We start from the raw sequence: 25,353 nt of genomic DNA, 5'->3' as shown, positions 1-25,353 counted from the left end.
TTATTAATACAGCTATTTTTAGCGTAGTAGCAACTTATATAGCCAGGTTATTGCTTTGTTTTTATAAGGTGGGTAAATAAGTTGAGTGCTATTTATACGGCCTTTTTTTAAGATGCCTTTAGCTTGGGAAAATGTTTGAAATCCTTCCTGACCATGATAATGCCCCATACCCGAGGGACCAACACCACCAAAAGGTAAATCATCAACAGCAACATGTAACAGTGTTTCATTGAGACAAACACCTCCTGAATGGGTGTTGATTAAAACCTTGTCATGTAGAGTCTGTTCATGACTAAATAAATACAATGCTAAAGGGCGAGGTTGTTGGTTGACGAAGCGAATAGCCTGTTCAATGTTTTGGTAAGTAATCAGCGGTAAAATGGGACCGAAAATTTCTTCCTGCCGAATCAGCATATTATCATTGGTATGAGTAACCAGATGAATAGGGAAACGCCTAGTTGTTGTATCTGGTGCAAAATTACTGACATTAATTATTTTTGCACCTTTTTGTTGGGCATCAGTTAGCCATTGTTGTAAGCGTTGATATTGTTGGTCATTAATAATATGACTATAAGACGGGTTATTGGCAAAGTCGGGATACATTTGGTTAAAGTGAGCAGAAAACGCATCAATAAAAAACGTTAACTGATTTTCGGGCAGAAGAATATAGTCGGGGGCAACACATGTTTGTCCTGCATTCATGGCTTTGCCGAAACAAATTCTTTTCGCAGCCTCACTAATCGGATAGTCAGGTGCTATGATCGTAGGTGATTTGCCTCCAAGCTCCAGCGTCACAGGCGTTAAATTGTTTGCAGCGGCTTGCATTACTTTTTTACCTGTCTGTGTAGAACCAGTAAATAATAAATGATCAAAGGGTAACCGAGAGAATTGAATGGCTACATCTGCACTTCCTGTTATGACGCTTATTAAATCTTCTGGAAAATTATCTGTAATAAGTTGTTTAAATAATTCTGCTGTATGAGGCGTGTATTCAGACATCTTAACCATCACCCGGTTACCAGCAGATAATGCTGCGACTAATGGGCTGATGGCTAAAAATAATGGATAATTCCAAGGCACCATGATGCCTGTCACACCAAGAGGCTGGTAAAGTATTTTGCTGGATGCGGGTTGTAGCTGCCAGCCTACATGTCGGCGTTGAGGCTTCATCCAGCGTCGTATATGTTTTTGAGCATAGCGGATGGCTTGCAGACTGGGGATTAGTTCAGCTATGCGAGTTTCATCAGGTGAGCGTAAGCCAAAGTCATTATTTATGGCATCAATAATTATTTGTTGGTGGTTGACCAGTATGCGTTGAAGTAGCTTTAATGCATGCTGTCTTTCAGCAAGAGATGGGTAAGGTGTTATTTGAAAAGCACTTTTTTGTAGGGAAAATACTTCATTAAGCGTATTTTGTTTTGTATCCGTTGTCACTGATAATGAAGCTTGACTGGTCATAGATTTTTACCGTACTTTGCAGCAAAAGTGTCAAACAATTGTTTGAGACTAGAGCCTAAGAGGATTGCGTGTCAAGCACGTACTATGACCAGTAAGCCTATACCACTGTATTTATCATTATAATAAAGGGGGTTACATACCTTGCATTTGAGCCATGCTCATAAACACGCCTACCCCACCAAAAATTACGCCAAGTACCATGAGAATTAGCCAAATCAGCATGAGTACACCCATGATGATAAAATAAACTTTAAGTTTGTTGAGAGACCTTAACAGGGCTTCTTTACTCTCATTATGTTGAGCTTCTTCAATGGCAGAAGCACTTTGGTATAAAAGAACACCTTGCCAAATTGGTAGCCAGGCAATAAGAATCCCAATGATAGTCAATGCTGTAAGAATGCCGCCTATAATTGATAAAACTCCAATCAGCTTGAGCCAACCTTTACACTGAAAAATGGGTAAAGTCATTTCGCCGATTAAGGCTTTTTCATTATCCATTAGCATTCTCTCCTAAATAAATACGATAAAAATATCTATCACGGTTGATGTTTTGTGCGCTGATTTTTTTAGAGTCTGTAATGCTGTGCTAATGGGATATGACACATTGCATGCATGATTTGTGTCTTTTCCAACAAATTATGCCATTCATTGAGAGTGAAAACCTTTGCTAATTGAGACAATGATGGGTAATTGTTGAAATAGAAAAACACAAACCTTGGTAATACTTGTCGTATCAATAATGCCTTAAATACGGCGTACCCGTGGCTACAGCGTAATCTTGTATGAAGTGTAGTAGATGCCTTAAGTTAATTCATGGTCTGTATGGTAAATCTACATGAACTTTTATGAATAACCTGCTCACTATTAAGGGAAATATAACCATATTTTCAGGTGTGTTATTTGTGAAGTGAGTCTTAGTGAAGAAAAAAATATTACAAAAAAAGGTAAAAAATTTAGTGGGTTGTTAGCGAAGGGATGAGTACCCTTCGCTGAGGAGAATTAGTCTTTATTGCTCAGGTAATTGATATAGGCGGTATTGTACATTACCTGTCGTTTTGCTTTTGAGTAGAGACCAGTGTTGTACACTTTCATGTGCAGTGCTAATAAGTTGGTCAAGGTCACAAGGTTCTGACTCAATGTAAATAAGCGCACCCGCTTTTAACCAAGGTTGAGTTAATAGAGCTTGAATTGTTTTGAGAATCAAGCCTTGATTAAATGGAGGGTCTAAAAAGACTAGGTCGTAGGTTTTTGTTGGAGGCTTAGCTAACCACTGTAAACAATCAACAGCATGGGTTTGTGCGTTGTTGCAGTGCAGTGTAGCTAAGTTAGTTGTGAGTAACTGATTGGCTTGTGGAGCAATTTCCAATAAATCAGCCCATGCTGCGCCACGAGATAATGCTTCAAAAGTAAGTGCACCAGTACCACTAAAACAATCCAGGCAGGTCGCACCATTAATATAAGGCGCCAGCCAATTAAATACTGTTTCTCGAATTCGGTCTGTTGTGGGGCGAAGCCCTGGTAGATCTGCGATCGGCAGTTTTCGGCTACGCCACTGCCCTCCGATAATACGGAGCTGGCTGTGGCGTTGACTGGAGTGTATTTTCTGTTTACTGGCTGGCTTGCGTGAGCGGTGCTTCATGCTGGGGCTGTTTCTCTTGGGCTTTTTCTGCGTTATCCGGTTTAGCCTGTTGGCCAACCGTTACGGTTAACAGTGGTTGTTTTTGAAAGTGTTGGGCAAAGGCTCGTTGCACATCCTTTCGGGTGACTGCCTGTACATCTTCCAAAAACTGTTGCATATGATCAAGCGGTAAATGGTAAAAGCCAATAGCCCCTAATTGACTGACAATATCGGCATTACTAGCGGTGGATAATGGGTAACGACCAAGGAGTTTTTGTTTGGCTTGATCTAGCTCTTCTTGTGAAGGGCCTTCAGCAATAAAGTTCTGCAGAATTTTTTGGGAGAGTGATAGCGCCTCTTTAGCTTGAGATTGCTTGGTTTGTAAGTTGATAAAAAATGGTCCTGCTGCTTGCATCGGAATAAAAGCACTGCCTACACCGTAAACTAAGCCTCTATCTTCTCGAATCTCCTTCATTAGTCTGGAGCCAAATCCACCTCCACCTAAAATTTCGTTACCAATATAAAGTGCAGGGTAGTCTTTGGCGTCACGAGAAACACCAAGCGTTCCAAGCAGAATGTGGGTTTGACTGGATGGGAACTCAATGTGTTTTTGCTGAGCTTTTGCAATTGGGGTTGGAGTTGGGGTTTTAGGGGCTGCTTTACCCTCAGGTAGTTTACTGGTGATTTGCTCAGCAACAGCTTTTGCTTTTGCCTGGTCAATACCTCCAACCATTGCAATGACTAAGTTATTGGCAACATAGTATTTTTGGTAAAAGTCCTGGATATCATCTGTGGTGAGAGTATTTAGTGAGGTTTGTGTGCCATGCTCAGGTATTCCATAAGGATGTTTGGCATACAACGCTTGATAGAATGCTTGGCTCGCCTGCTTCCCTGGTTGTTGTTTTATGTACTGTAAGTTAGCAATCATCTGATTTTTGGTGCGGATGAATGCATCTTCAGGAAAAGAGGGGGCAGCAATAACTTCAGTGAATAGGTCAAGGGCAGGTGTGAGTAAGTTATCTTTAGTGAGTGTTCGTAGTGAGGCAATTGCCATATCCCGATAACTGCCATTACTAAACTGGGCGCCAAGTTGCTCAAACCCTGCTGCAATTTGTGCCGCATCTTTATTAGATGTGCCTTCTGCTAGCAAGCCATTGGTTATTTGGGCCAGTCCAGGAAGCTTATCGTCTCGTGAAGCACCAGCTGCAAATACCAACCGGATATCCAGCATGGGTAAAGTATCAGCCTGCATGAAATAGACATGTGCCCCGTTAGTTGTTTGCCACTGCTGAATATTTAACTCACGACTTGGTAAGTTACTTTGCTTTTCAAGTTCAGCAATAGAATTAAAGCGCTTATTAAGTGGGGGCAGCTCTGAGGACGTTGCTTCACTATTTGAGCTAGCAGCCTCACTAGCCTGGGAAGATTGAGCGAGTTGTTGAGGGGCAGGACCTGTCTTGTAAAGCAAGGCAATGATGATGGGTAAAACGATAATAACGCCTGCCCAAAATTTACGTTTATCCACAGAAAAAGAGTTCGACATGACTAGTCCTCAGTTGCAGAAGCGGAAGGTTGAGAGTTGAGCTGGTGTTGAGGATCTAAAATCGCTACGGTCAGCCGGTCATGAGTAAAGTATTTTTTGGCAACGGCTTGAATTTGTTCTGGTGTGACAGCTTCCAGCTTGGTGATGTCCTCTTCTGCAAACTTCCAGCTCAAACCAATACTTTCAAGGGAACCAATTAAGTTCGCTTGCGCAACGATGGAATCTTGTTGATAGACCAGTGTTGAGATGAGCTGAGCTTTGATTCGGTCTAACTCTTGCTGTGAAGGCGGAGCTGATTTTAACTTATCTAATTGTTGCCACAGTGCTTTTTCAAGCGACTTAATGGTGTGCTTTTTCTGCAGGTTAGGTACACCACTTAAAGTGAATAAGGTATCACCTCGCGTAAACGCATTATAAGATGCCCCTGCATAGGCCGCGACCTCACTGCCTCGAACTAACTCTGACTCAATACGTGCGCTATAGCCGCCATCCAGTACACCGGCAAGCATTCTTAATGCATAGGGCTCCCACTCTTCTTGTGCTGTAATAACCGCAGGCACATTAAAACCCATGACCAGTGTGGGGAGTTGCGCTGGCAGTTTTACAGTTAAATGTCGCTCACCTGCTTCGTTGATTTCTTTCAGAGGACGGGCTTCAGGTAAGTCTTCTCGTGCTTTAATTGGGCCAAAATACTGTTGGGCCAGTTTGCGTACTTGCTCTGGATTGACATCGCCAACAACCACAACAACAGCATTATTTGGGCTATACCAGCGGTTGTACCAGGTTTTCAGATCATTAACATTAATGTGTTTTAGATCATCTGGCCAGCCAATAACAGGATTGCCATAGGTGCTGGCTTGGTGTGCGATGGCTTTAAAACGTTCATACATGAGGGCATTAGGTTTGTCATCTGTACGTAAACGGCGCTCCTCCATGACAACCTTAAGTTCTTTTTTAAACTCATCTTCATTGAGTAGTAAGTTGTGCATCCGCTCTGCTTCAAGCTCAAAGCTTAAAGGTAAACGGTCAGCACTCATCACTTGATGGTAAGCTGTGGCATCATAGTTGGTAAAAGCATTTTCTTCAGCACCAAAGCGCGCCATTATGTTTGAAAACTCCCCTGGCTTAAGGTTTTTGGTGCCTTTAAACATCATGTGTTCTAATACATGAGAGAGGCCAGTTTTTCCACTGTACTCGTAACTGCTACCAATTTTGTACCACACCATAGAAACAACAACAGGGGCGCGGTGATCTTCTCGTACGATCAGTTTTAAGCCATTTGGTAGAACGTATTCACTGGTGACAGGAGAGGGTGTAAGGCCTACAGCAAAACTGGTTAACAGTAGCAAGCTGCAACCTAAAATGATTTTTTGCCAGGGTTTATCGTTAATCATTCAGGTTTCCTTTGTGTTATATCTTCACAGCAAGGCAACATTTCATACACCAAGCGAGCGAGAAGTGTTAGGATAATACTTTATATATAATGGGTTATTCGTTGTCGTGGTGCTAATACAAGCGATAATATACTCACAGCTTACAGCGTATTACAGCTAAAGCATCAACTTGCCCAGCCTCGCCAGGCACAAACTCCAAATAATCCCAGTATTTCCAAGCTTAGGTATAGATCAAGACAATTATGTTTGGTTCACGTAAAGGGAACGGTAACTCTTCAGATACCGATGCATCCGAAAATCTAGAAACAAATCAGTCAAAGCCCAAAAAGCGCTTTTGGCCTTTTGGTAGAAAGAAACAGCCTACCGCTGAAGCTGAGCCTGCTCATCAAGCTGCTGAAGTGACTGAGGATAAGAATACGTCACAAGCAGCAAAAGAGGTTGATGACAAAGCTTCACCCGTTGAGACACAAACTCTCCAGACTGAAGAAGTAACAGCTCAGCCGTCATTTTCTTCTCAGGTTGATGCTGTGGTGACAACGAGTGAAGAACCGCCAAAAACTTCACCTGAAACACTGCAAGTTGATATAGCTGCTGAAGTTATACCACAAGAAGAGCCTGTTAAAAGTGAAGTGCTACAGGCTGATAGGCAAAGTATTACAACACCAGAGCCTGACTCGATTGAGCAAAATACTCCAGTAGCTGCACAAGCAGAAGAGCAGTCAAAGAAAGGCTTCTTAGCTCGCATGAAACGTGGCTTGACCAAGACACGTAAAGGGTTTGTGCAAGGTGTTACCACCCTGTTTATTGGTAAAAAAGAAATTGATGATGATCTGTTGGAGGAACTTGAAACCCAGCTGTTAGTGTCTGATGTAGGTATTGAAGCTACTTCTGCCATTATTAATGGCTTAACAGAACGTATTAAGTATAAAGAGCTGGATGATGCTGATGCACTGTTGGCAGCATTAAAAACAGAACTACGCAAGTTGCTGGATCCCGCTGATGAACCACTAGTGATTGATCAGCAGCGTACACCATTTGTGATTTTAGTGGTGGGGGTTAATGGGGTAGGTAAAACAACCACAATTGGTAAATTAGCCAAGAAGCTGCAACTGGAAGGCAAAAAAGTGATGCTAGCGGCAGGTGATACGTTCCGGGCTGCTGCCGTTGAACAGTTACAGGTTTGGGGGGATCGTAATGAAATACCTGTTATAGCTCAACATACCGGCGCAGATAGTGCTTCAGTGATATATGATGCAATTGAAGCTGCTCGAGCACGCAATATTGATGTATTGATTGCTGATACTGCTGGACGTTTACACAACAAAAGTAACCTAATGGATGAGTTGACTAAAGTAAAACGGGTGATGGCTAAGTTGGATGCTTCTGCACCTCATGAAGTGTTACTGGTTGTTGATGCAGGTACTGGACAAAATGCATTAAATCAGGCTCATGACTTTAATGCCGCTGTTGCTTTAACAGGTATGGCGCTTACTAAACTGGATGGTACTGCAAAAGGGGGCATAGTGTTTGCGATGGCTAAGCAGATGAAATTGCCTATTCGCTTTTTGGGAGTTGGTGAACAAATTGATGACTTGCGTCCATTTAAAGCCGATGAGTTTATTGAAGTTCTGTTTTCGGACGAAAATAAGTAAGACTCGATCATTCCCCTAGATGGCTGGCAAGCAGTTTGGCAAGCATAAGACGTGATCAATGAAGCAAAATAAGACAGTTATTCAGTTTGATAATGTCAGTAAGCGTTATCCAACAGGTCAATCAGGTGTAGAAGGAATTAATCTTAAGATCCTGCTGGGTGAAATGGTATTTTTGACTGGCCACTCTGGAGCAGGAAAGAGCACTCTTCTAAAGTTGATTACGGCGATTGAACGTCCCTCAGCAGGGCAGATTTGGGTTGGCGGACAGAACTTAAAAACGTTATGGCGTAGTCAGATACCTATTTTAAGACGTAATATAGGTGTGGTCTTTCAAGAGCATCGTTTACTTTTTGATCGTTCTGTATTTGATAATGTTGCATTACCACTGCAAATTGCCGGCTTCTCACCTCGAGATATTCCACGACGTGTGCGGGCTTCTTTAGATAAAGTGGGTCTTTTGCACAAAGAAAAAGTACTGCCTATTACACTTTCTGGAGGAGAGCAGCAACGAGTTGGGATTGCTCGGGCTGTTGTTAACAAACCCCCTTTGCTGTTGGCTGATGAACCAACAGGTAATTTAGACCCAGAACTGTCTGGTGAAATCATGCTCTTGTTTGAGCAGTTTAACCAAGTGGGCGTTACCATTCTGATTGCCAGCCATGATCTGGCACTGATTGGTCAGCTTAAACATCGCGTGCTGACATTAAGTGAGGGCCGTTTAGTGTCCGATGTGGGGGCACTATGACGAATAATGTGCGAGAGAACTATCGATCAAAAAGTGGGAAGTTAGCAAAAGGTAATATGTCTTCCCCTGGAAGGCAGACAGCAAGTGTGAACCAGGAGAGCCAACCCCGAAAAAGTGCTCAGCGCACCCATCGAACCAATGAGTTCAGCCTATTTCTGTTACATCATCAGCAAATGATGTGGCAGAGTTTGCAAAGGTTACTCAAGGCACCAATAGCTTCGTTTATGACTGCTCTGATGATTGCTGTGGCACTCTCACTGCCAGCCATGCTTTATTTATTGATTGAGAATGCCCAAACACTGAGTAGTCGTTGGGATGGTGCCCCCCAAATCAGTCTTTTTTTTACGTTGGAAACGCCAACAGAGAATGTTACTGAGGTGTTTGAGCAGTTACAGCAGGACCAACGCTTCTCTAAGGTTGAGTTGATTACCCCAGAGCAAGCTCTGTCGGAGTTTGAACAGCAGGGCGGCTTTAAGGGAGTGTTGCAGCATCTTTCTACAAATCCATTACCAGCCACTATCGTATTACAGCCAAAGCAGGTTGATGGTATGTATCATCAGCAAGCGATTGCCCAAACGCTGGAGCAAATAAAAGGTGTAGAGCAGGTACAATTTGATACGGCGTGGATTGCACGATTGAATGCTATGCTGCAGCTTGGTCAACGAGCAGGAGCTATGTTGGCTGGATTGTTTGCTCTGGCCGTTATTTTGGTAATAGCGAACACTGTACGCCTGGCTATCGAAAGCCGCCGTGAAGAAATTGTGGTGGTGAAGCTGGTTGGGGCTACTAATGCTTATGTGCGTCGTCCCTTCTTATACATGGGGCTTTGGTTTGGAGTATTGGGAGGGTTGTTAGCACTGATGTTAGTTCATTGCTTGATTTGGTTGCTGACTGACCCTGTTGCAGATTTGTCCCAACTATACGAAACTCACTTTAAGATCGCCGCAATGACACTGGATGCGTCACTGTTACTGGTTCTGACAAGTGGAGTACTTGGTTGGATTGGGGCTTGGTTTACTTGTCAGCGGCAACTAAGAATAATTGAGCCAAGGTAGTTACTACACAGAATGTGTTCAGACTAACGGTTTATAGTCATTGAGGGCCCTCTATGCTGCTAGGTTATACTAAAGCCTGATAAAGGAACTATTTTACAGGTTCACACTCTTATATAAACGGTGATACACTCACCCAGCTAATATTATAGAAAGAATGGAGAGCAGATATTAATGGGCACTGCACTACAACGCATTGATGTGTTGTCTCCTGGACATAACCTTGAATCTTATGTGCAGGCTGTCAACAGTATTGCTGTACTCACTGCAGATGAAGAGCGTGAGTTGGCAGAGCGTCTGTATTATGAACAAGACTTGGACGCCGCTCGCCAGATGGTAATGTCTCACTTACGTTTCGTTGTCCATATTGCAAAAAGCTACTCAGGTTATGGGTTATCTCAAGCGGACCTTATTCAAGAAGGTAATGTTGGCTTGATGAAAGCAGTTAAGCGCTTTAACCCTGAAATGGGCGTTCGCTTGGTGTCATTTGCAGTACATTGGGTAAAAGCAGAGATGCATGAGTTTATCCTGCGCAACTGGCGCATAGTGAAAGTCGCAACGACCAAAGCTCAGCGTAAACTGTTCTTTAATTTACGTAGTTCCAAAAAGCGGCTTGCGTGGTTTACCAATGAAGAAGTCCAAGCGGTTGCTAAAGATTTAGGTGTTGAGCCAAAGACTGTGCGTGAGATGGAATCACGCATGTCAAGTCAGGATACAGCATTTGATGCTGGCGTAGATGACGATAGCGATCAAGCATATCAAGCACCAGCATTCTACCTGGAAGATAACCGTTACGATCCTGCACGCCAACTTGAAGATGCGAACTGGACTGAAACATCAACCCAAAACCTACAGAATGCACTGGCTGGTTTGGATGAGCGCAGTCGAGATATATTGCACCATCGCTGGCTGACAGATAACAAAGCTACATTGCATGAATTAGCGGCTAAGTACAGTGTATCTGCAGAGCGGATTCGCCAGCTAGAGAAGAATGCAATGAAAAAGCTTAAGCTGACGCTTCAGGCATAGACTAAAAAACAAACAACAGATACTGTTCTTCATGTTTTAAAAGGCTGCATTATGCGGCCTTTTTTGGTTGACTGTTTTCTCTATTTGCTTGTGATTATTGTTTGGGTATTCGGGCTCTTGATCTAAATAGCTTGGTTAAATCTAAAAAAACAAGACAGGTGTGAACTATTAGGATTTTTTTTAGAAAACTTTTGGTTAAAAGGAATATCTATATAAGTGTGAATAACGGAAGCTAAAAACAAAAAGGGTTGGTGCTCAATATGTCTTGTTTATACTTTGCTGAAAATCAATACACTGAAGCCGACTGTCAGCCTATCCCTGAAGGTGGGTGGTTTTTAATAGCCAATGTATCAGGTGGAACAGTAGAAATTTCAGGTAATAATCGAGCGCGCTTAGCTGAAATGGCCAATGAATTATTAGAAGCACACTGTATTTCTCTTCCTACGGTTTCTTATAACCAGTGTGAAATGACCTATTAAAGGTTTTGAAGGTCCTTCCCCCTCTAAATCTCCTAACAGAGTTAGCGTAAAAAAGCGTAGCTCTGTTAGCAAATGACCCTTCATTAATATCTCTCAACTGTATTCTGAGTAATCATTTCATTTGAAGTGATTATTGTGTGGTACTTCCTTTAATCATCACTTGTACTTTCCCATTAAAAGGCAATCGCAGTTGTCAATAAAATAGCCTAAGCATGAATGCTGAACTGAACTACACTTTGTCTAGTTAGGATTAAATGGTGAAAGTTAACATTGGTCCAGACTTCTTTTTGAGGTCCAGATAAATACGGAAGTTAAGTTGAAAAAATCATCAGTGTTTAAGCATTTTACTGCTGGCATATTAAACAGAATATGTATAACTAATGATCATGGTCATTAGTTGCATGTAAAAAACAACTTACACTTTGCGGCATAAAGTGTGGGGGTTGCTTGCTCATTTGATGCTGGGTATCTGGAGTGGACAAACACTTTCCACACTGATTAGTAAGTAATGAGTAGTATGTAGTAGGAAGTATTTGCCATTATGCATAACAGTCATCCACATGAAGCTGGTGAAGATGCCAGCAATCTTAACCAAGAGAAGAGTTACCAGGAACTACACCGTCCCAGTAGTGAGTTTGCCAACCGGTCTGACTACCTTGATCATGAATTAACCATTATGAAGCCACGCCGTTGGAAGCTAAATCTTCCTGGGCGTGATTTTCGGTTTGAGTGGGAAGACCTTGTGCCTGCTTTAGCGGGAACAATTGGTATCACCGTAATGTACTCTGCAGTAATGTCTTCTTACGCTGCAGGATATGGGCTTGATGCAAACTTTGTTATTGAAAATGTTCGCGTTGAGATGCTGGTGTCTGCCATCCTGTTTGTTATTTTAACCTCTGGATTTTTAAACCCTCGTGCTAATTTGGCAGGTAATCATGGGCCTATGATTCCGTTAATAGGCATGATTGCAATGGCTGGAGGGCATCCTCTGGCACTGGCTATTTTGCTTGGTGGTTTCGGTTTAATTTTAAGTATAACCAAAGGTGGTTCACGACTGGTTAAGTTAACCGGAGAGGGGGTGGCTGGTGGCCTACTTGCCTATCTGGGGTTAACCGGGACAGCCTCACAGATTAACTCGCTGATTGAGTGGGCTGGTGAAATGAATGTTGGCTATGTGGCATTTGTGGTGTTGCTAGTTAACATCGTGCTTTATGCATATTTAGCTCGAATTGGTAAGCGTTGGTTATCCATTCCTCTGTGTTCTGTTGCAGCTGTTATTATTGCATTGTTACTTGGTGCGCCTTTTGAATTTAAAACAGCACCAGGTTTACCTAATTTGAATCCCATGTATTGGTGGGGATCAACAGAAACTGGTTGGAAGCTGGGCTTGCCAAATATGCAACACTTCATTGCATCTTTGCCCTTTGCCATTCTTGCTGTTGCCATGTGGTCTCCTGATTTTCTGGGACACCGTGTATTCCAAGAGCTTAACTATCCTAAGAAAGCGAAAAAAGTGTTAATGGATGTTGATGACACCATGACCGCATGCTCTATTCGTCAGGTTGTGGGTACAGCTTTTGGTGGTGGTAATATCACCTCCTCTTGGGGTACGTACATGATTCCTGCGGCGATTGCTAAGCGCCCCATTCCTGGTGGTGCCATTCTATTAGGTATTATGTGTGTTGTCGTGGCAGTGGCTGGTTACCCAATGGATATAACTGTATGGCGACCAGTGATGAGTGTTGCATTATTAGTAGGGGTCTTTTTGCCACTGTTGGAAGCAGGTATGCAAATGGTTAAAGATACAAAAGACACACAATCTGCAGGTATTTGTATCTTTGCTTCAGCGGTTGTAAACCCTGTTTTTGGATGGTCATTAACAATGCTGTTAGATAATAACGGTTTAATTGGAGATAAAGACCGAGCTAAAACACTCAGCTTTACTGATAAGCTCATAATTCCAGGCTTGGCATTTTGTATTTGCTTTATTGCTATGGCAGCCGTTGGCATGTTACCTGGAGTTCCAGCTTTAGTGCCTGCGTTTCGTTAATTATTAAAGATCGATATGCTGAGCCTTCACTATAAAGGCTCAGTATTGAGTACGGGAAATAGGCTATGAAAAAACGGTTCATTCTCACCTTGATGGGGCCTGAAAGTCCGGGCTTAATAAGATTATTAGCTGAAAAAACGCATGCCCGACAGGGAGTGTGGTTAAAAAGTAAAATAAGTCATCTTGAAGGTCAGTGTGCTGGTATTATTAAAGTTGAGGTTGATGAGGGCCAAGCAGAGCCATTACAAACAGAGTTAACCAATATTACTGATTTATATGCCGTTATTTCTGAAGTGCAACCACCATTGCCCGTTGATATTAAAAGACTACAACTGACGGTCGAAGCCGATGACCGACCAGGTTTCATTAATGATATATCCAATATCCTGGAAAGCTGTGGTGCGAGTATTAGTAACATGGAATGCCACCGCTTTGCTGTAACAGAGTTAGGGCGAAGTGTTTTTAAAGCAGATTTTAACTTAAAAGTACCTACGGATATTGACCAGGATTCTCTTGTTGCAGAGCTTGAAGCTTTAAATGTTCGTGTTGTTGCTAATATTCTTGCTGAATAGTAGCAAGCTTCTTTAAGTAGAAACAACAAACTACACAATAAAGAGTAGTAGTTTGTTGTTATTCCCCCTTCAAATTATTCTCTTGTCATACATATTATCTTTTCCTTCATCTCAATAAATTCCAATTAAATATAGTGAACATGCTCTACCAAATAAGAGAGCAATGAATCTATGACTTTAAAATAGTTAAATAAGCTACAACTGAAGTATGACTCAAAAATTGTCATTTGTTTTTATTGTGTGCATTATTGCACATACATGCCTCACTAATAATAAAGAAAAAGATTAGGAGAAATGAATGATAAAAATAATAAGTCGTACACTATCAACAGCTGCTGCTGTTGCATGTATTGCATCAGCTCAAGCGGGGGTTATCACGTTTGATGATTTAGACCCGGGAACTTCTGCCACTGCGTTACCTGAAGGCTATGGTGGTTTTTCATGGTCAAGAAATGGATCAGCACCTATTGTTGCGTACAGTCGAGAACATGTTGAGACAAATAGTGGGTATACTGCAGGTGTTACTTCTGGTTCTAATGCTATTTTTAACGCGTATGGAGCAGGTCCTGCTATTTTCGATTGGTTAAACCAAGACTCAACATTTGATTTTATTGGTGCTAACTTTACTTCGGCCTGGAATGACCAGGACATTATGTTTGCAGGTTGGCGCGATAATCAGCAGGTTTATCTAAGTCAAGAATTTAATATAGGAACCGATGTGCCATTAAGTGTTCGTCTAGACTGGCACAACATTGATCGCCTGGTTATTTACAGTGAAAACCAAAGTGAATATCAGTGGGTGATGGATGATTTCAACTATAATGTTCGTGTTCCAGAGCCTGCAACAGCTTTGTTATTTGGCGTTACACTGTTAGGTATGTCTCAACTTCGCCGTAAAAACAGTTAATATTTTTAGGGAGCCTGGTTATCAGGCTCTTTTTTATCCACACATAGTTATCTGATATGTATTAGATAGTGCTGGTCAAACTGGTGTAGGTGTCAGGTAAATTTTCAATTACTGTCATCTTCATTCTTTATTTTTTTGTAATGATCTGTTTTATAGTGGAAAACATAGTTTGGCATGACTTATGTAAGTAACTAAGTGGTTAATTTGTTTCTCATGACAGAATGATCTTTATAGCTTCGTTTAACCACTCCTGGTTAACATGTGGCGCAAGGACAAGGACGTCATTTCTTTTTCACTTCTGTATTCATTTTCCCACAAGACATTTCTTACCTTAGCAGTCTAGTGTTGAGGCTGACTTTTGTGTATTAATACTTGTTGTTAGTGTACCAGTATCTGTCATGATGAAAAATTGAGAGCAAAATGAATTATCGTTGGTTACATGCCAGTGGCGTAAGTGGGCTTTTAGCCGTTGCCTTGGGGGCTTTTGGTGCTCACAGTTTACAATCCTCAATGACACCTCACTTACAGACTGTTTATGAAACAGCAGTCAATTATCATTTTTACCATACATTTGCTTTGTTAGGGGTTGCCTTGCTTAGCGAGCATATACAGCACAAAATGCTTAACTGGGTTGGTTGCTGTTTTTTAACGGGGTTAATATTTTTTTCTGGAAGCCTTTATTTGCTGAGCATCACGGGTATTCGTTGGCTTGGTATGATTACGCCTCTTGGAGGGACTCTGTTACTGATTGGCTGGTTGCTGTTGGTGATATTAGCACGAAAATACTCCAGCCATAGGCACACAGCGGATTAGTACTGATAGCACAAAGTTTAATGATTACACTAATCTTGCAATCAACGCTGGTTTTGACCTGGCTAATCCCTATAATCTGCACTTTATTGAAGTAAGCGCCAAGATATTAGATGGGGTTCAGTTTGGGCTAGTACTGAAAGGCAGGCTTTTGGAGGCTACATCGTTCTTGGTGAAACTGAGCATTATTGTGAAATTGAGATAAAGTGATGACAGAGGATTCTCTACCGGGTAAGCAGCACCGGGTTGTAAAAAGCTTTGTCATTCGTGCTGGGCGGATGACAGCTGGGCAGCAGCGAGGTTGGGATGAAGTTTGGCCGAAAATGGGGCTGGACTTCGCTCCTGAACAAGTTGATCTTGCCCTGTTATTTGGTCGAAAGGCGCCAACAGTTGTTGAAATTGGGTTTGGCATGGGGCATTCACTACTGGAAATGGCTAGGCTGGCACCAGATACTAATTTTATTGGTATCGAGGTTCATCGGCCTGGAGTTGGTGCATTGTTAAATGAAGCTGATAAGCAGGAATTAACTAACCTAAGAGTGTTCTGTCATGATGCTGTAGAGGTTTTACAGCACTGTATTCCTGAGTCGTCACTTGCACGGGTTCAGCTTTATTTTCCAGATCCTTGGCATAAAAAGCGTCATCATAAACGGCGTTTGGTTCAGTCAGCCTTTGCTGAACTTGTGCGTTCAAGATTAGAGCGTGAAGGGTTGTTCCATTTAGCGACTGACTGGGAAAACTATGCAGAACATATGGTGAGTGTTTTAGAAGAAGCCAACGGCTTTCAGAATACTGCAACTGAACACCATCCGTATATTGAGCGTCCAGACTTTAGGCCTTTAACGAAGTTTGAAAAACGAGGTCATCGCTTAGGACACGGTGTTTGGGATATGATTTATCAGCGCTCAGAATAATTCCCTTTTGGATTTCATTACAATATTGTTTTCTTCATCGTTTTGAGGGTTTGTAGGAACCCTCATTGTCTTCTTTCTCCTCACTCATTTTATATTTCAAACGGCTATAACAGATAGTTCATCAATAAAAAGATGGGGTATGTGAGTCATGGGGATGCGTGAAATATGCTACATTGAACATGCCACATCCTTTTTCGTTATAGAAGACATATGCCGAGAAGTTACACGGCAGTAAGGTTTAATTAAAAGAGCTGTTCAGAGCTACCACTGACCTGGAAAGGTACCTTAAACATTATAAATAGTTAAAGCATTGGTAACTGCCATGGAGTTGTTAATAATACTTGTAGGGCTAGTTCCTTTAATGGTGATTGGCCTGATCATATGGAACTTTTTTTTACAAGGTGCCATTAGTGAATTACGTTTTCAGCTAAAGCGTTCAAGTGAGCAAATTACTGCCCTAAATAAACAGGTAGCTGAATTAACACAGCAACTTTCTTCTTTTTTTTCTACTACAGATAAGCCTTCAATCTCATCACAAGTGGATGAAATTATGCCTAAGGAGGAGGCTAACTCCGCTAGTGCTGATGCAGCTTCCATGGAACAAGTTGCTTCTGAGTCTGCGGTCACGGAAACAACCAATGTTGCCTTTTCGGCTAAATCTGAATCGGAACAAGAAAGTCATATTGCTGATCATCCACAAACTTTTGCGGTTCAGAGTCAAGCAGAAGAGAGCAGTGTTGCAACTTATGTAGAAGAGCAAGCAGGTTCTACAGAACACAAGTGCTCAGAAAGTGTTACAGAGACTTATCAGCCTGATATTATTTCTCGATTTATTACCTTTGTTATCAATTACTTCACGACAGGTAATGTTGTTGTGAGGGTAGGCGTTATTGTCTTATTGTTTGGTGTGGCCTTTTTGTTGAAGTATGTAGCCGAGCAAGATCTGATTTCCATTGAACTGCGACTATTGGCTGTATGTGCTTTAGGTGTTGGATTATTGGCTTTTGGCTGGAAATTACGTCATACCCGTAGGCTCTATAGCTTAATTGTGCAAGGAGGGGGAATAGGCATTGTATACTTGACATTGTTTGCTGCTTTCAGTTATTACCAACTTCTTAGCTCATTTATTACCTTCGTGCTGATGCTGTCATTAATTGGAATAACAGCCTATCTCGCCATTTTACAAGATGCACGTAGTATGGCTATCTTAGCACTAGTTGCAGGTTTCTTAGCCCCTGTGCTGATATCAACAGGGCAAGGTAATTATATTCATCTTTTTAGCTTTTATTTATTGCTAAATATAGGAATAGCATTGATCGCTTGGTTTAAAGCTTGGCGTTTACTAAATGTTCTAGGATTTGTATTTACGGTTGTTATTGCATCTGCCTGGGGCGTTACGCGTTATCAACCTAGCTTCTTTGTATCTGTTGAGTTATTTCTTATCGCTTTCTTAGTTTTGTATACACTCATTGGCTTGTTATATGCGCGCCAAATAAGAATGCAATTTTCTCAATATCTTCAACAGCAGGGAGGGTGGATAACTTCAGGGTTGTACGTTGACAGCACGCTGGTTTTGGGGTCACCCATAGTAGCCTTTTCCTGGCAAACATTATTAACACAGCATAAACCGTATGCACTTGCGCTTAGCGCTCTTATTTTAGGGTGCTGTTATTTTGGCTTAGCACGGGTAATTAAAAAAACGACTGCAATGACACTTCCCTTATTGGGACAGGTTTATTATGCCTTGGGTCTGGTATTTTGCAGCATATCATTACCTTTAGCGCTGGATGGGCAGTGGAGTAGTGCTGCCTGGGCAATTGAAGGTGCTGGCTTGGTATGGTTAGCGTTACGTCAACTGAGCCGCAGACTGATGTGGTTTGGAATTTTGTTACAGCTTTTATCAGCAGGGATTTTCTTGTTTGATATAGCCCCTCACTATACTTTGGTTGCGGCATTGCCCTCTAATTGGCTGGCAACTTCTCTTATCGCTTTAGCTGCTTTTTTTAGTGCTTATTGGTCGTTCAAATTAGCACCAGTAAACTGGCGCAGTTCGACCTGGTTAGAAACCATTGGCTGGTTGTGGGGGCTTTGCTGGTGGTATGGCGGGGCAATTGATCATTTTGACATATTTATTGCTGATCGGTGGTTTTTTACTGTTTTGCTTGCATTTGCTGTTATAACCAGTGTTGTTTATCAAGGTGTTGATGAATGGTTTGACTGGCCATTACTACAGTCTCATATATGGTTGCTTATAACACTAATGGTCGTAACCCTTATGGCTTTTATGCTGACAAAGGTAAGCCCAATTAGTGATGGTGGTTTCTGGTTATGGCCTTTGACCTTTGCCTGGCTAATACAACAGTTGTGGCGAGGAGACTGGATGCCTTGGGTACTTCCCTTGCGGGGGATTAATCACGCTGCCTGTGCATGGATGTTAGCGGTTCTTTTTAGCTGGGGGGGGTATGAGTTTGCTAAGTTATGGTTTGACACCTCAAGCGCTTGGGTTTTTTGCGCATTATTGTTTGGACCATTGCTGATTTTTGCAGGAATACAGTTTCATCATACCTGGCCTGTTACAGCACACCAGCGAGCTTATTGGCGACTGACAGCAATGCCTTTATTAGCAGTAATGCTGTTTTGGCAGCTCATTTCCTTAGGGCATCCTGGAGATACTAAGCCTTTATTCTTTATTCCGTTGTTGAATCCTATTGATCTTGTGTGGCTCGTCAGCTGGATACTTATTGTTCGCTGGTGGATTCGTTGTCGCCGTAACCAATTGTTTCCTCGAGTTGAATATCAGGTCTTGTATGGTTTATTAGGCGGGGCTGCTTTTATTTGGGCCAATATCATTATTGCGAGAGTGCTTCATCATTGGGTTGGAATTCACTATGACTTTTCAATAATGTTTTCTTCGGCTTTAGTGCAAGCTGTTTACTCAATATTTTGGGCCCTAACTGGAACAGCGCTCATGTTTTATAGTGCACGAATCCAGTGGCGTTGGTTATGGATTAGTGCTGTAGTCCTGTTGTCTATTGTTGTGATAAAACTCTTTATTATTGATTTATCTTCAACTGGCACATTAGCTAGAATTGCGGCTTTTTTAGTTGTTGGATCACTGTTATTGGGTATTGGCTATATTTCACCAATACCTCCAGCTGAAAACAAAGAGACTGCTGACCCAGGTTGAACACATAGAATAAAGCCAAGATAGAGAATAACTATTATCAACAGTTGTATACTTTTGAGGCTAGGGCATTTCTAAAGATGCACTTTTCCGTGATAGCTGTGTCAGCACTGTACTCATGGCCCTGTTAGCATTAAGACATACTTGAGGCTGCTATCGCTAAACATGTATTCGCTGTTTAGCCCTCATGTATTCCTTATACACGACAGTCCTTCCTTGCTCATAAAAAAAATCACTATTTTTGGAAATGTCTGCTAGAAAATTAATATATACAGAGATAATGGGATTTAGTTGAATTTTTTGTACTTTTGTTTTGTTTTGTTTTGTTTTTGGTTTTTGTTGCGAGCTAAAAACTGCTATTTAAGTCATTCTTACTATTACTTTGCTTCTATTTATATACAACAGTTAGAGGATGATTCTGATAGGTATTAGAATTAAATCTGTGCAAAAAGTAAATTATTAAGTGTGGTGTATAAATTATTTTGATATAATTTTTTGTTTAGTAATAAGTTAAACTGTGTTTTTATATTGAATGGCCTTATTGCTCTTTAACTATACCCTTCGTTGTGGGTATAAATTGAAGTGATAAGATCATTCAGGTAATAAAAAATCACCTTAGAAAGATTCTCTTTAAGGATGATATAAGTAAAAACACAATAGTGAAAAACGAGAATAACAGGGATTCAAGGATGGAGAATCTAAAGAAAATTTCTCAGATGCATCTAGACAAAATGACTGTGAGTGGTTTGATTCGTTTTCGACAATTCTGTGAATTATTAGAAGAGAGTAATGGAGAACTCAATGAATTACGAGGCACATTATCTAAGAATGATTTAGATTGTATCATTAAGGTGGGAAAAAAACACAATTTGATACGTTATATGCCAAGTCAAATGTATGATGCTCGCTATCGCAGAGTTAAGTTAACGCCAAAAGGTAAAAAACTCTTTAAGCTAGTCACCTAGTACGTGAGATGTTTTCTTCTTGAGTTAAGTGATTTTACTTTTAATATGCCATTATGATGTGGGATGTATGAAAAGTACGCATCAAAAAAGTGCAATGCGAAATCTACTCCCTCTCTACCCTCAGTAGAAGACTGAGGGTAGTTGTTGGCATTCGAGATAAACCTAAGGCTTCTATGGTTTGCGAACACCTTCGATAGATAAATACATTTCTACTTCTTGCGAGGTTGGCCCAACATCTTTTATGTTGAAATCTTTTAAGGCAAATTTCGTGGTTCCTTCAAAACCGGCGCGATAAGATCCCCATGGATCTTTTCCTTCACCAATCTTATTAACATCAATTGTAATTTCTTTGGTAACACCATGTAATGTTAGAACACCAATAAGTTTTGCTGTGCCATTACCATTTTCAGTGATTTTTTTACTGTTAAACGTTGCTGTAGGGTACTTGCTAACATTCAAAAAATCTTCACTTCTAAGGTGTTTATCTCGCTCAGCATGGTTGGAATCAACGCTGGCAGTTTTAATTGTGACGTTAACCTTTGATTCAGTGGGTTTTTTATCATCGTAGCTGAACGTACCCTCAAAGTCATTAAAACGCCCTAATAGCCAGCTATAACCTAAATGTTTAATCTTAAATTGAATGAAAGCATGGGCATCTTTGGTATCAATGACATAGTCAGCGGCTGATGCGATAGAAGCAAAAGACATTGAGATAGGTAATAATGCAATCGCTAGACTTTTACGTAGAGTGCTCATGGGTTCTCCTTTTTACATATAGTTTTGTGTTGGTTTATTGGGAAGGTTTGCTTAACCCCAAAATTCGTTTGAGCGTATTATCTTTATCAATAATGTGGTGCTTAAATGCAGCAAGGGCATGAATAACAGCAAGTATAATGACAGAAAGTGCAAGGTAATAATGGATTTCACCTGCAAGGTCTTCCTGATGTTCAATGTTTGTAACGAATGCAGGTATACTAAACCAATTAAAAACTTCAATAGGTCTGCCATCAGCTGTTGAAATCAGGTAGCCACTTATCATGATGCAGAAAAGCAACAAATATAAAAGTAAATGCACACCATGAGCAGCAACACGCTCAAATTTACTTAATGAAGGTAGCGGGGCTGGAGGAGGGTTAAACAGTCTCACTAATACACGGAAAACGAGTATGGTAAATAAAATGATACCTATACTTTTGTGAATATCAGGTCCAAGTCGATACCAGGGGTCATAGTAGCTTAAGCTTCGCATCCATAAGCCCAGAATAAAAAGACCTATAACTGAAATAGCAACAAGCCAGTGTAGACTGATAGAGACCCAGCCGTATTCATCTTTCGTATTTTTCAGTTTAGGCATTGTTGCTTACCTTCATCCTCAGTCAAACCATATTTATCAGTAATAGCCATGTGCTTTATATTCTATGGATAACACGGCAACACTTATAAAGTTTGTTTAATGTAGTTATACACAGTTTATATAATGACTTTCTTACACATATCGTTGTTGTTCAAGTGCTTTCTCTAAATATCCTAGTATACACACATGGTTGCTTGGATCGCCTCAAATGATAAAGGTTCCCATCCTCACTTGGGAGTATATTAGAAGGCGGCAATGACTAAAAGTCTTTACGTCGTTACACTAGAGTGACTGGTGAGTGTCTGCACCAGTCATTTTACAGTTAGGAATGACAACGACATGAGTGAGTTGAATAAGCAAAAGCATTGGTCAAAAGTTGAGCTTTTGCATGAAACAGTGAAAAACCCCAATATTCATATTAAAGGAAGCCATAGCTATTACAGTGATGCTTGGGGTGGCAGTTTTGAAGAATCCGTAGTGCGTTATTTATATGGTGACGAGTACAGTTTGAAAACATGGGAGTCTCAGTGGGAGGTCGATAAACTTTATATTGGTGATTATGTATGCATTGCCGCTGAAGCTGTTATTTTAATGGGAGGAAACCATACCCATCAGATTAATTGGTTTAGTCTTTATCCCTTTATTGATCAAGTGACCGAGTCATATGAAGGAAAAGGCGATACCATTATTCACGATGGTGCATGGATAGGGATGCGGGCAATGGTTATGCCTGGAGTTGAAATAGGTGAAGGCGCTGTGATTGCTGCCAATGCGGTGGTAACAAAAGACGTTGCACCTTACACGATTGTGGCTGGTAATCCTGCCAGTATTGTTAAAACACGATTTCCGGAAGATGTTATAGAAAGAATACTTCGTTTAAATATTTACGAATGGCCTGAAGGTAAATTTAATGCATTAAAAAAGTATATCTGTGCAAATGATATTGATGCGCTAGAAAATGCATCGAAAAACTATACTCAGTAATTTTTCCTCTTGAATATCTTTTATTAACCTACCCAGTTAAGAGCTTAATTTCCCAGGATACATAACACTGGATATTACAAATCCTGAAGCGCTTTCAAACGTGCTTCGGTTCAGCAGCAATTCTACCCGCGTAGAATTTCAGTTTACTTAATGGGAAGAGGTTACTGTAGCAGGGTTTGATTCATAGAGATGTTAATGGTTGGCTTTAAGCATCGACTACAGTCAAGTGATTCTTCCTATCTAAAGAAACGACATGCTTTTGTCGATGCAGTTAGTTTGCAGAAATTTTATTTAACAGATACAGATATCTGGTGTGAACTTATATTTAGCTTAGATAGCTTCTCAAGGAGGCCTGTGATGTTCTTTTTTCCTGATCCTTCATTGGCTAAGCGCAGCCTTTTTATACCACTGAATGCATCACTCACAGTTGCAGTGTAGGGAGCAACAATGGTTTCATTTAATACAGTAACATTATTGGTCTTATCTGTTAAAGTGTACTGTACATGTGTAGTAACTGTCATATCAAAACCAAATAATGGCTGATCAACTTTTAGCATTTTCACTTCAAGTTGGTATTTTCCACTTTCTGATAGTAAACCTTGAGATGATAGACTTTTTTTCACTGCTGCAGAAAAAGCATCATTATCTATTTCAGAAGTCCAAGCTGGATTGGTTTTTTCCCCACCAGAAACTGAGGAAACTTCTAGGTTATCTTTTAACTCTTTAGGATAAGTTTTTTGTTCCCCTTGGTAAATCATATTTTCAACTTTAGCGCCAGATGCACACCCAAATAAATATGAGCAAGCAACTAATACGATTAATAGCTTTATGGCTTTCATGTACTACTCCTAGTGTTGATTAAAAAACTAAGTAATGAACTGCTTTATTTGAATTTTTTGGGTACCTTGTGCCATAGAAAACGCTGGTTAGGTATAACCAGCAACAATAATGACACTGCACTGATTAAATTTTAATCTGGCTTTAAAAATTTATATGTAACATTTTTTATTAGTAATAAATAAAATCAGTTGGCTTAACAATGTTTTGATGAACAGAGTTTTTTGTTTGATATACTAATTACTAAAAGTAAGATCACATAATGTGTTTAAAAAACGGGTGCATTTTAACCAAATCACAAATTAGATGCTAGAGCTATTTGTAAAAAAATGGAATTTTTGGGTAGTTCACTAGTTATTACTGAAGTATATAGATAGTTCTAAATAAGAATAAGAGTGATTACCAAAGACTTGGCTTAAAAACCATTAAGTAGAAAATAATAATAACACTAATAAAGGCTGGCCAGCCTAGGCTGTACCAGTATGTCATAAGTTTGCGGTAAGTTTTAGGTAGAAGGCTATGTTGTTCTAATGCTGTTGCAGCTAGCTTCGCAACCTTTATTTGAATATACACAACAGGTAACCAGCAAAGTCCTATTACTATATATAAAATTAGGCTGGCAAGAACCCATGATGTTGTTAAAGGAATACCCACACTTGTTAACATTAACAAGCCAGTGACAGGTTGAATGATGACAGCTGGGGTGGTGAATATTCAGTCAGCTAAGACGACATTTTTACTGGTAATTGCAATGGTGTTGTGGTTACGACTGCGATCAGCACGCCACATATAAAAGGCTGTGCCTAACCCTGTGCCAAACAACAGTGTTGAAGAGAGTATATGTACTAGTTTTAGCAATAGGTAATATTCAACCATAATGATTTATTTCAACGGCTGTCTGTTATTATCCAATATACCCAGAGAGAAGATATTACTGCGAGGTTTTTGAGTAATCCTCCTAAAGGATCCAACCAGGCAAAGGGTGCAAAAACCCCTAAAACCAAAGGTGCTTGAGCACTGTAAGGAACATTTATGGCACTTAAAATAGGTGAATATTGCTCTGGAGTCGCTGTAAAACCTGCGATTGCTGAAATGATCCAGATAAAACTGAACAATATAAATAGAATGGGTTTAACCCAATATAGCTTTGCGTGCCAACGGTCCTGAACAAAACTAGCTGAACTCATTAATGTATCTTTTACTGACTTAGGCTGGAAGTGCAGTGTATCTACCAGGGCTTGGGATTCCCTCGATGGAATGATGTTGCCATGCTCAAGCATTTTTAATAGCGTGCTATTAAAAGGCACAATATTTAAATTATTATTAATGTTGATAAGTTTAGTGAAAATTTTGCTAGAAACAGGAAACCATATTGGTTGCTTCCACTTTAGCCATTGCCGTATTAAGGAAATAAATTCTTTAATCGTTAGCACGTCTGGTCCAGCGGGATAAAATGTTTGTCTGCTGCCATTATAGGTGAGCAGCTTTAAAATAGTCTGTGCAAGGTCCTCTAAAAGAATAGGCTGAAGCTGTTGTTGGCCTTCATCCACAAGGGGAATAATAGGTAAACAGGCAATGGCTCTTAAAAGGGATGTACCACCATATGATCCTCTACAGGAAAATACGACTGATGGCCTGACAATAATAGCACTAGGAAAATGTTGATGCAGATAACTATCAAATTGGTGTTTACTTCTTATAAACTCACCATCTTCAGGCTCACCTAGCCCGAATATTTCATCAAGAAGGTAAGACAAAACCGTTTAACTCCTTATAATATAGTCGCCAAACAAAAAAAATAAGGAT

22 protein-coding genes and 1 pseudogene are annotated in these 25,353 nt (G+C 40.6%); 13 read left to right on the top strand and 10 right to left on the bottom strand.

All coding sequences use genetic code 11. The features are described 5' to 3' along the window. Positions 1 to 18: 18 nt before the first annotated feature. The 5 genes from KCG35_RS19310 to KCG35_RS19290 form a co-directional block, all read right to left on the bottom strand. A complete protein-coding gene (locus KCG35_RS19310) occupies positions 19 to 1,458 on the bottom strand; it encodes a coniferyl aldehyde dehydrogenase (RefSeq protein WP_215821507.1) in 1,440 nt (479 codons plus the stop codon). Positions 1,459 to 1,590: 132 nt separating this feature from the next. Beyond that, on the bottom strand, positions 1,591 to 1,956 hold the full coding sequence (locus tag KCG35_RS19305; RefSeq protein WP_215821506.1) for a DUF5362 domain-containing protein: 366 nt from the start codon (positions 1,954 to 1,956) through the stop codon (positions 1,591 to 1,593). Positions 1,957 to 2,464: 508 nt separating this feature from the next. After that, a complete protein-coding gene (gene rsmD, locus KCG35_RS19300) occupies positions 2,465 to 3,097 on the bottom strand; it encodes a 16S rRNA (guanine(966)-N(2))-methyltransferase RsmD (RefSeq protein ID WP_215821505.1) in 633 nt (210 codons plus the stop codon). After that, a complete protein-coding gene (locus KCG35_RS19295; RefSeq protein WP_215821504.1) occupies positions 3,066 to 4,619 on the bottom strand; it encodes a M16 family metallopeptidase in 1,554 nt (517 codons plus the stop codon). Before KCG35_RS19295 ends, rsmD begins: the two co-directional genes overlap by 32 nt. Before the next feature lie 2 nt (positions 4,620 to 4,621). Then, positions 4,622 to 6,013 (bottom strand): M16 family metallopeptidase, encoded by a 1,392-nt coding sequence (locus tag KCG35_RS19290; protein WP_215821503.1) that lies wholly within the window; start codon positions 6,011 to 6,013, stop codon positions 4,622 to 4,624. Positions 6,014 to 6,255: 242 nt separating this feature from the next. On the opposite strand from KCG35_RS19290, the gene ftsY reads away from it, so the two are divergent. From ftsY to KCG35_RS19230, 12 genes are all read left to right on the top strand, one after another. Then, positions 6,256 to 7,665, top strand: coding sequence for a signal recognition particle-docking protein FtsY (gene ftsY / locus KCG35_RS19285; RefSeq protein ID WP_215821502.1), 1,410 nt, complete (start codon positions 6,256 to 6,258; stop codon positions 7,663 to 7,665). Between the two features lie 58 nt (positions 7,666 to 7,723). Next, positions 7,724 to 8,410, top strand: a complete 687-nt coding sequence (gene ftsE, locus KCG35_RS19280) for a cell division ATP-binding protein FtsE (RefSeq protein WP_215821501.1) — start codon at positions 7,724 to 7,726, stop codon at positions 8,408 to 8,410. Continuing rightward, positions 8,407 to 9,465, top strand: a complete 1,059-nt coding sequence (gene ftsX / locus KCG35_RS19275; protein ID WP_215821500.1) for a permease-like cell division protein FtsX — start codon at positions 8,407 to 8,409, stop codon at positions 9,463 to 9,465. The genes ftsE and ftsX overlap by 4 nt, the downstream gene beginning before the upstream one ends. A gap of 171 nt (positions 9,466 to 9,636) precedes the next feature. Next, complete coding sequence (gene rpoH, locus KCG35_RS19270; protein WP_215821499.1) at positions 9,637 to 10,491, top strand: RNA polymerase sigma factor RpoH; 855 nt, start codon at positions 9,637 to 9,639, stop codon at positions 10,489 to 10,491. Between the two features lie 260 nt (positions 10,492 to 10,751). Then, complete coding sequence (locus KCG35_RS19265) at positions 10,752 to 10,970, top strand: hypothetical protein (RefSeq protein ID WP_215821498.1); 219 nt, start codon at positions 10,752 to 10,754, stop codon at positions 10,968 to 10,970. A 541-nt stretch (positions 10,971 to 11,511) separates the two neighbouring features. Then, positions 11,512 to 13,020, top strand: a complete 1,509-nt coding sequence (locus KCG35_RS19260) for a DUF3360 family protein (protein WP_215821497.1) — start codon at positions 11,512 to 11,514, stop codon at positions 13,018 to 13,020. A 65-nt stretch (positions 13,021 to 13,085) separates the two neighbouring features. After that, a complete protein-coding gene (locus tag KCG35_RS19255) occupies positions 13,086 to 13,592 on the top strand; it encodes a glycine cleavage system transcriptional repressor (protein ID WP_215821496.1) in 507 nt (168 codons plus the stop codon). Between the two features lie 298 nt (positions 13,593 to 13,890). Further along, a complete protein-coding gene (locus tag KCG35_RS19250) occupies positions 13,891 to 14,499 on the top strand; it encodes a PEP-CTERM sorting domain-containing protein (RefSeq protein WP_215821495.1) in 609 nt (202 codons plus the stop codon). 420 nt (positions 14,500 to 14,919) lie between these two features. Next, positions 14,920 to 15,312, top strand: coding sequence for a DUF423 domain-containing protein (locus KCG35_RS19245; protein ID WP_215821494.1), 393 nt, complete (start codon positions 14,920 to 14,922; stop codon positions 15,310 to 15,312). Positions 15,313 to 15,518: 206 nt separating this feature from the next. Beyond that, positions 15,519 to 16,223 (top strand): tRNA (guanosine(46)-N7)-methyltransferase TrmB, encoded by a 705-nt coding sequence (gene trmB, locus KCG35_RS19240; RefSeq protein WP_215821493.1) that lies wholly within the window; start codon positions 15,519 to 15,521, stop codon positions 16,221 to 16,223. 322 nt (positions 16,224 to 16,545) lie between these two features. Further along, positions 16,546 to 19,410 carry a DUF2339 domain-containing protein gene (locus KCG35_RS19235; protein ID WP_215821492.1) on the top strand — a complete coding sequence of 955 codons (2,865 nt, stop codon included), beginning with the start codon at positions 16,546 to 16,548 and terminating at the stop codon, positions 19,408 to 19,410. Between the two features lie 686 nt (positions 19,411 to 20,096). After that, positions 20,097 to 20,372: a hypothetical protein gene (locus KCG35_RS19230; protein WP_215821491.1), complete on the top strand. Its 276-nt coding sequence runs from the start codon at positions 20,097 to 20,099 to the stop codon at positions 20,370 to 20,372. 171 nt (positions 20,373 to 20,543) lie between these two features. On the opposite strand, the gene KCG35_RS19225 is transcribed toward KCG35_RS19230, so the two are convergent. Both KCG35_RS19225 and KCG35_RS19220 read right to left on the bottom strand, forming a co-directional pair. Next, a complete protein-coding gene (locus tag KCG35_RS19225; protein ID WP_215821490.1) occupies positions 20,544 to 21,128 on the bottom strand; it encodes a YceI family protein in 585 nt (194 codons plus the stop codon). A 34-nt stretch (positions 21,129 to 21,162) separates the two neighbouring features. Next, complete coding sequence (locus KCG35_RS19220) at positions 21,163 to 21,726, bottom strand: cytochrome b (protein WP_215821489.1); 564 nt, start codon at positions 21,724 to 21,726, stop codon at positions 21,163 to 21,165. A gap of 339 nt (positions 21,727 to 22,065) precedes the next feature. Here KCG35_RS19220 and KCG35_RS19215 point away from each other — a divergent pair, with 339 nt between their 5' ends. Then, positions 22,066 to 22,710, top strand: coding sequence for a CatB-related O-acetyltransferase (locus tag KCG35_RS19215; protein ID WP_215821488.1), 645 nt, complete (start codon positions 22,066 to 22,068; stop codon positions 22,708 to 22,710). A 287-nt stretch (positions 22,711 to 22,997) separates the two neighbouring features. Here the strand turns inward: KCG35_RS19215 and KCG35_RS19210 are convergent, their stop codons facing one another. From KCG35_RS19210 to KCG35_RS19200, 3 genes and pseudogenes are all read right to left on the bottom strand, one after another. Next, on the bottom strand, positions 22,998 to 23,549 hold the full coding sequence (locus KCG35_RS19210) for a hypothetical protein (RefSeq protein WP_230409270.1): 552 nt from the start codon (positions 23,547 to 23,549) through the stop codon (positions 22,998 to 23,000). A gap of 397 nt (positions 23,550 to 23,946) precedes the next feature. Beyond that, positions 23,947 to 24,423: pseudogene (locus tag KCG35_RS19205) on the bottom strand (DUF2269 family protein). Between the two features lie 11 nt (positions 24,424 to 24,434). Then, positions 24,435 to 25,304 (bottom strand): Rossmann-fold NAD(P)-binding domain-containing protein, encoded by an 870-nt coding sequence (locus KCG35_RS19200; RefSeq protein WP_215821487.1) that lies wholly within the window; start codon positions 25,302 to 25,304, stop codon positions 24,435 to 24,437. Positions 25,305 to 25,353: the final 49 nt, after the last annotated feature.

The organism is Zooshikella harenae (assembly GCF_018837975.1).
GTDB classification, from domain to species: Bacteria; Pseudomonadota; Gammaproteobacteria; order Pseudomonadales; family Zooshikellaceae; genus Zooshikella; species Zooshikella harenae.
Note: the sequence above shows the minus strand (reverse complement) of the source record. Positions and strands in the feature narration are given on the sequence as shown.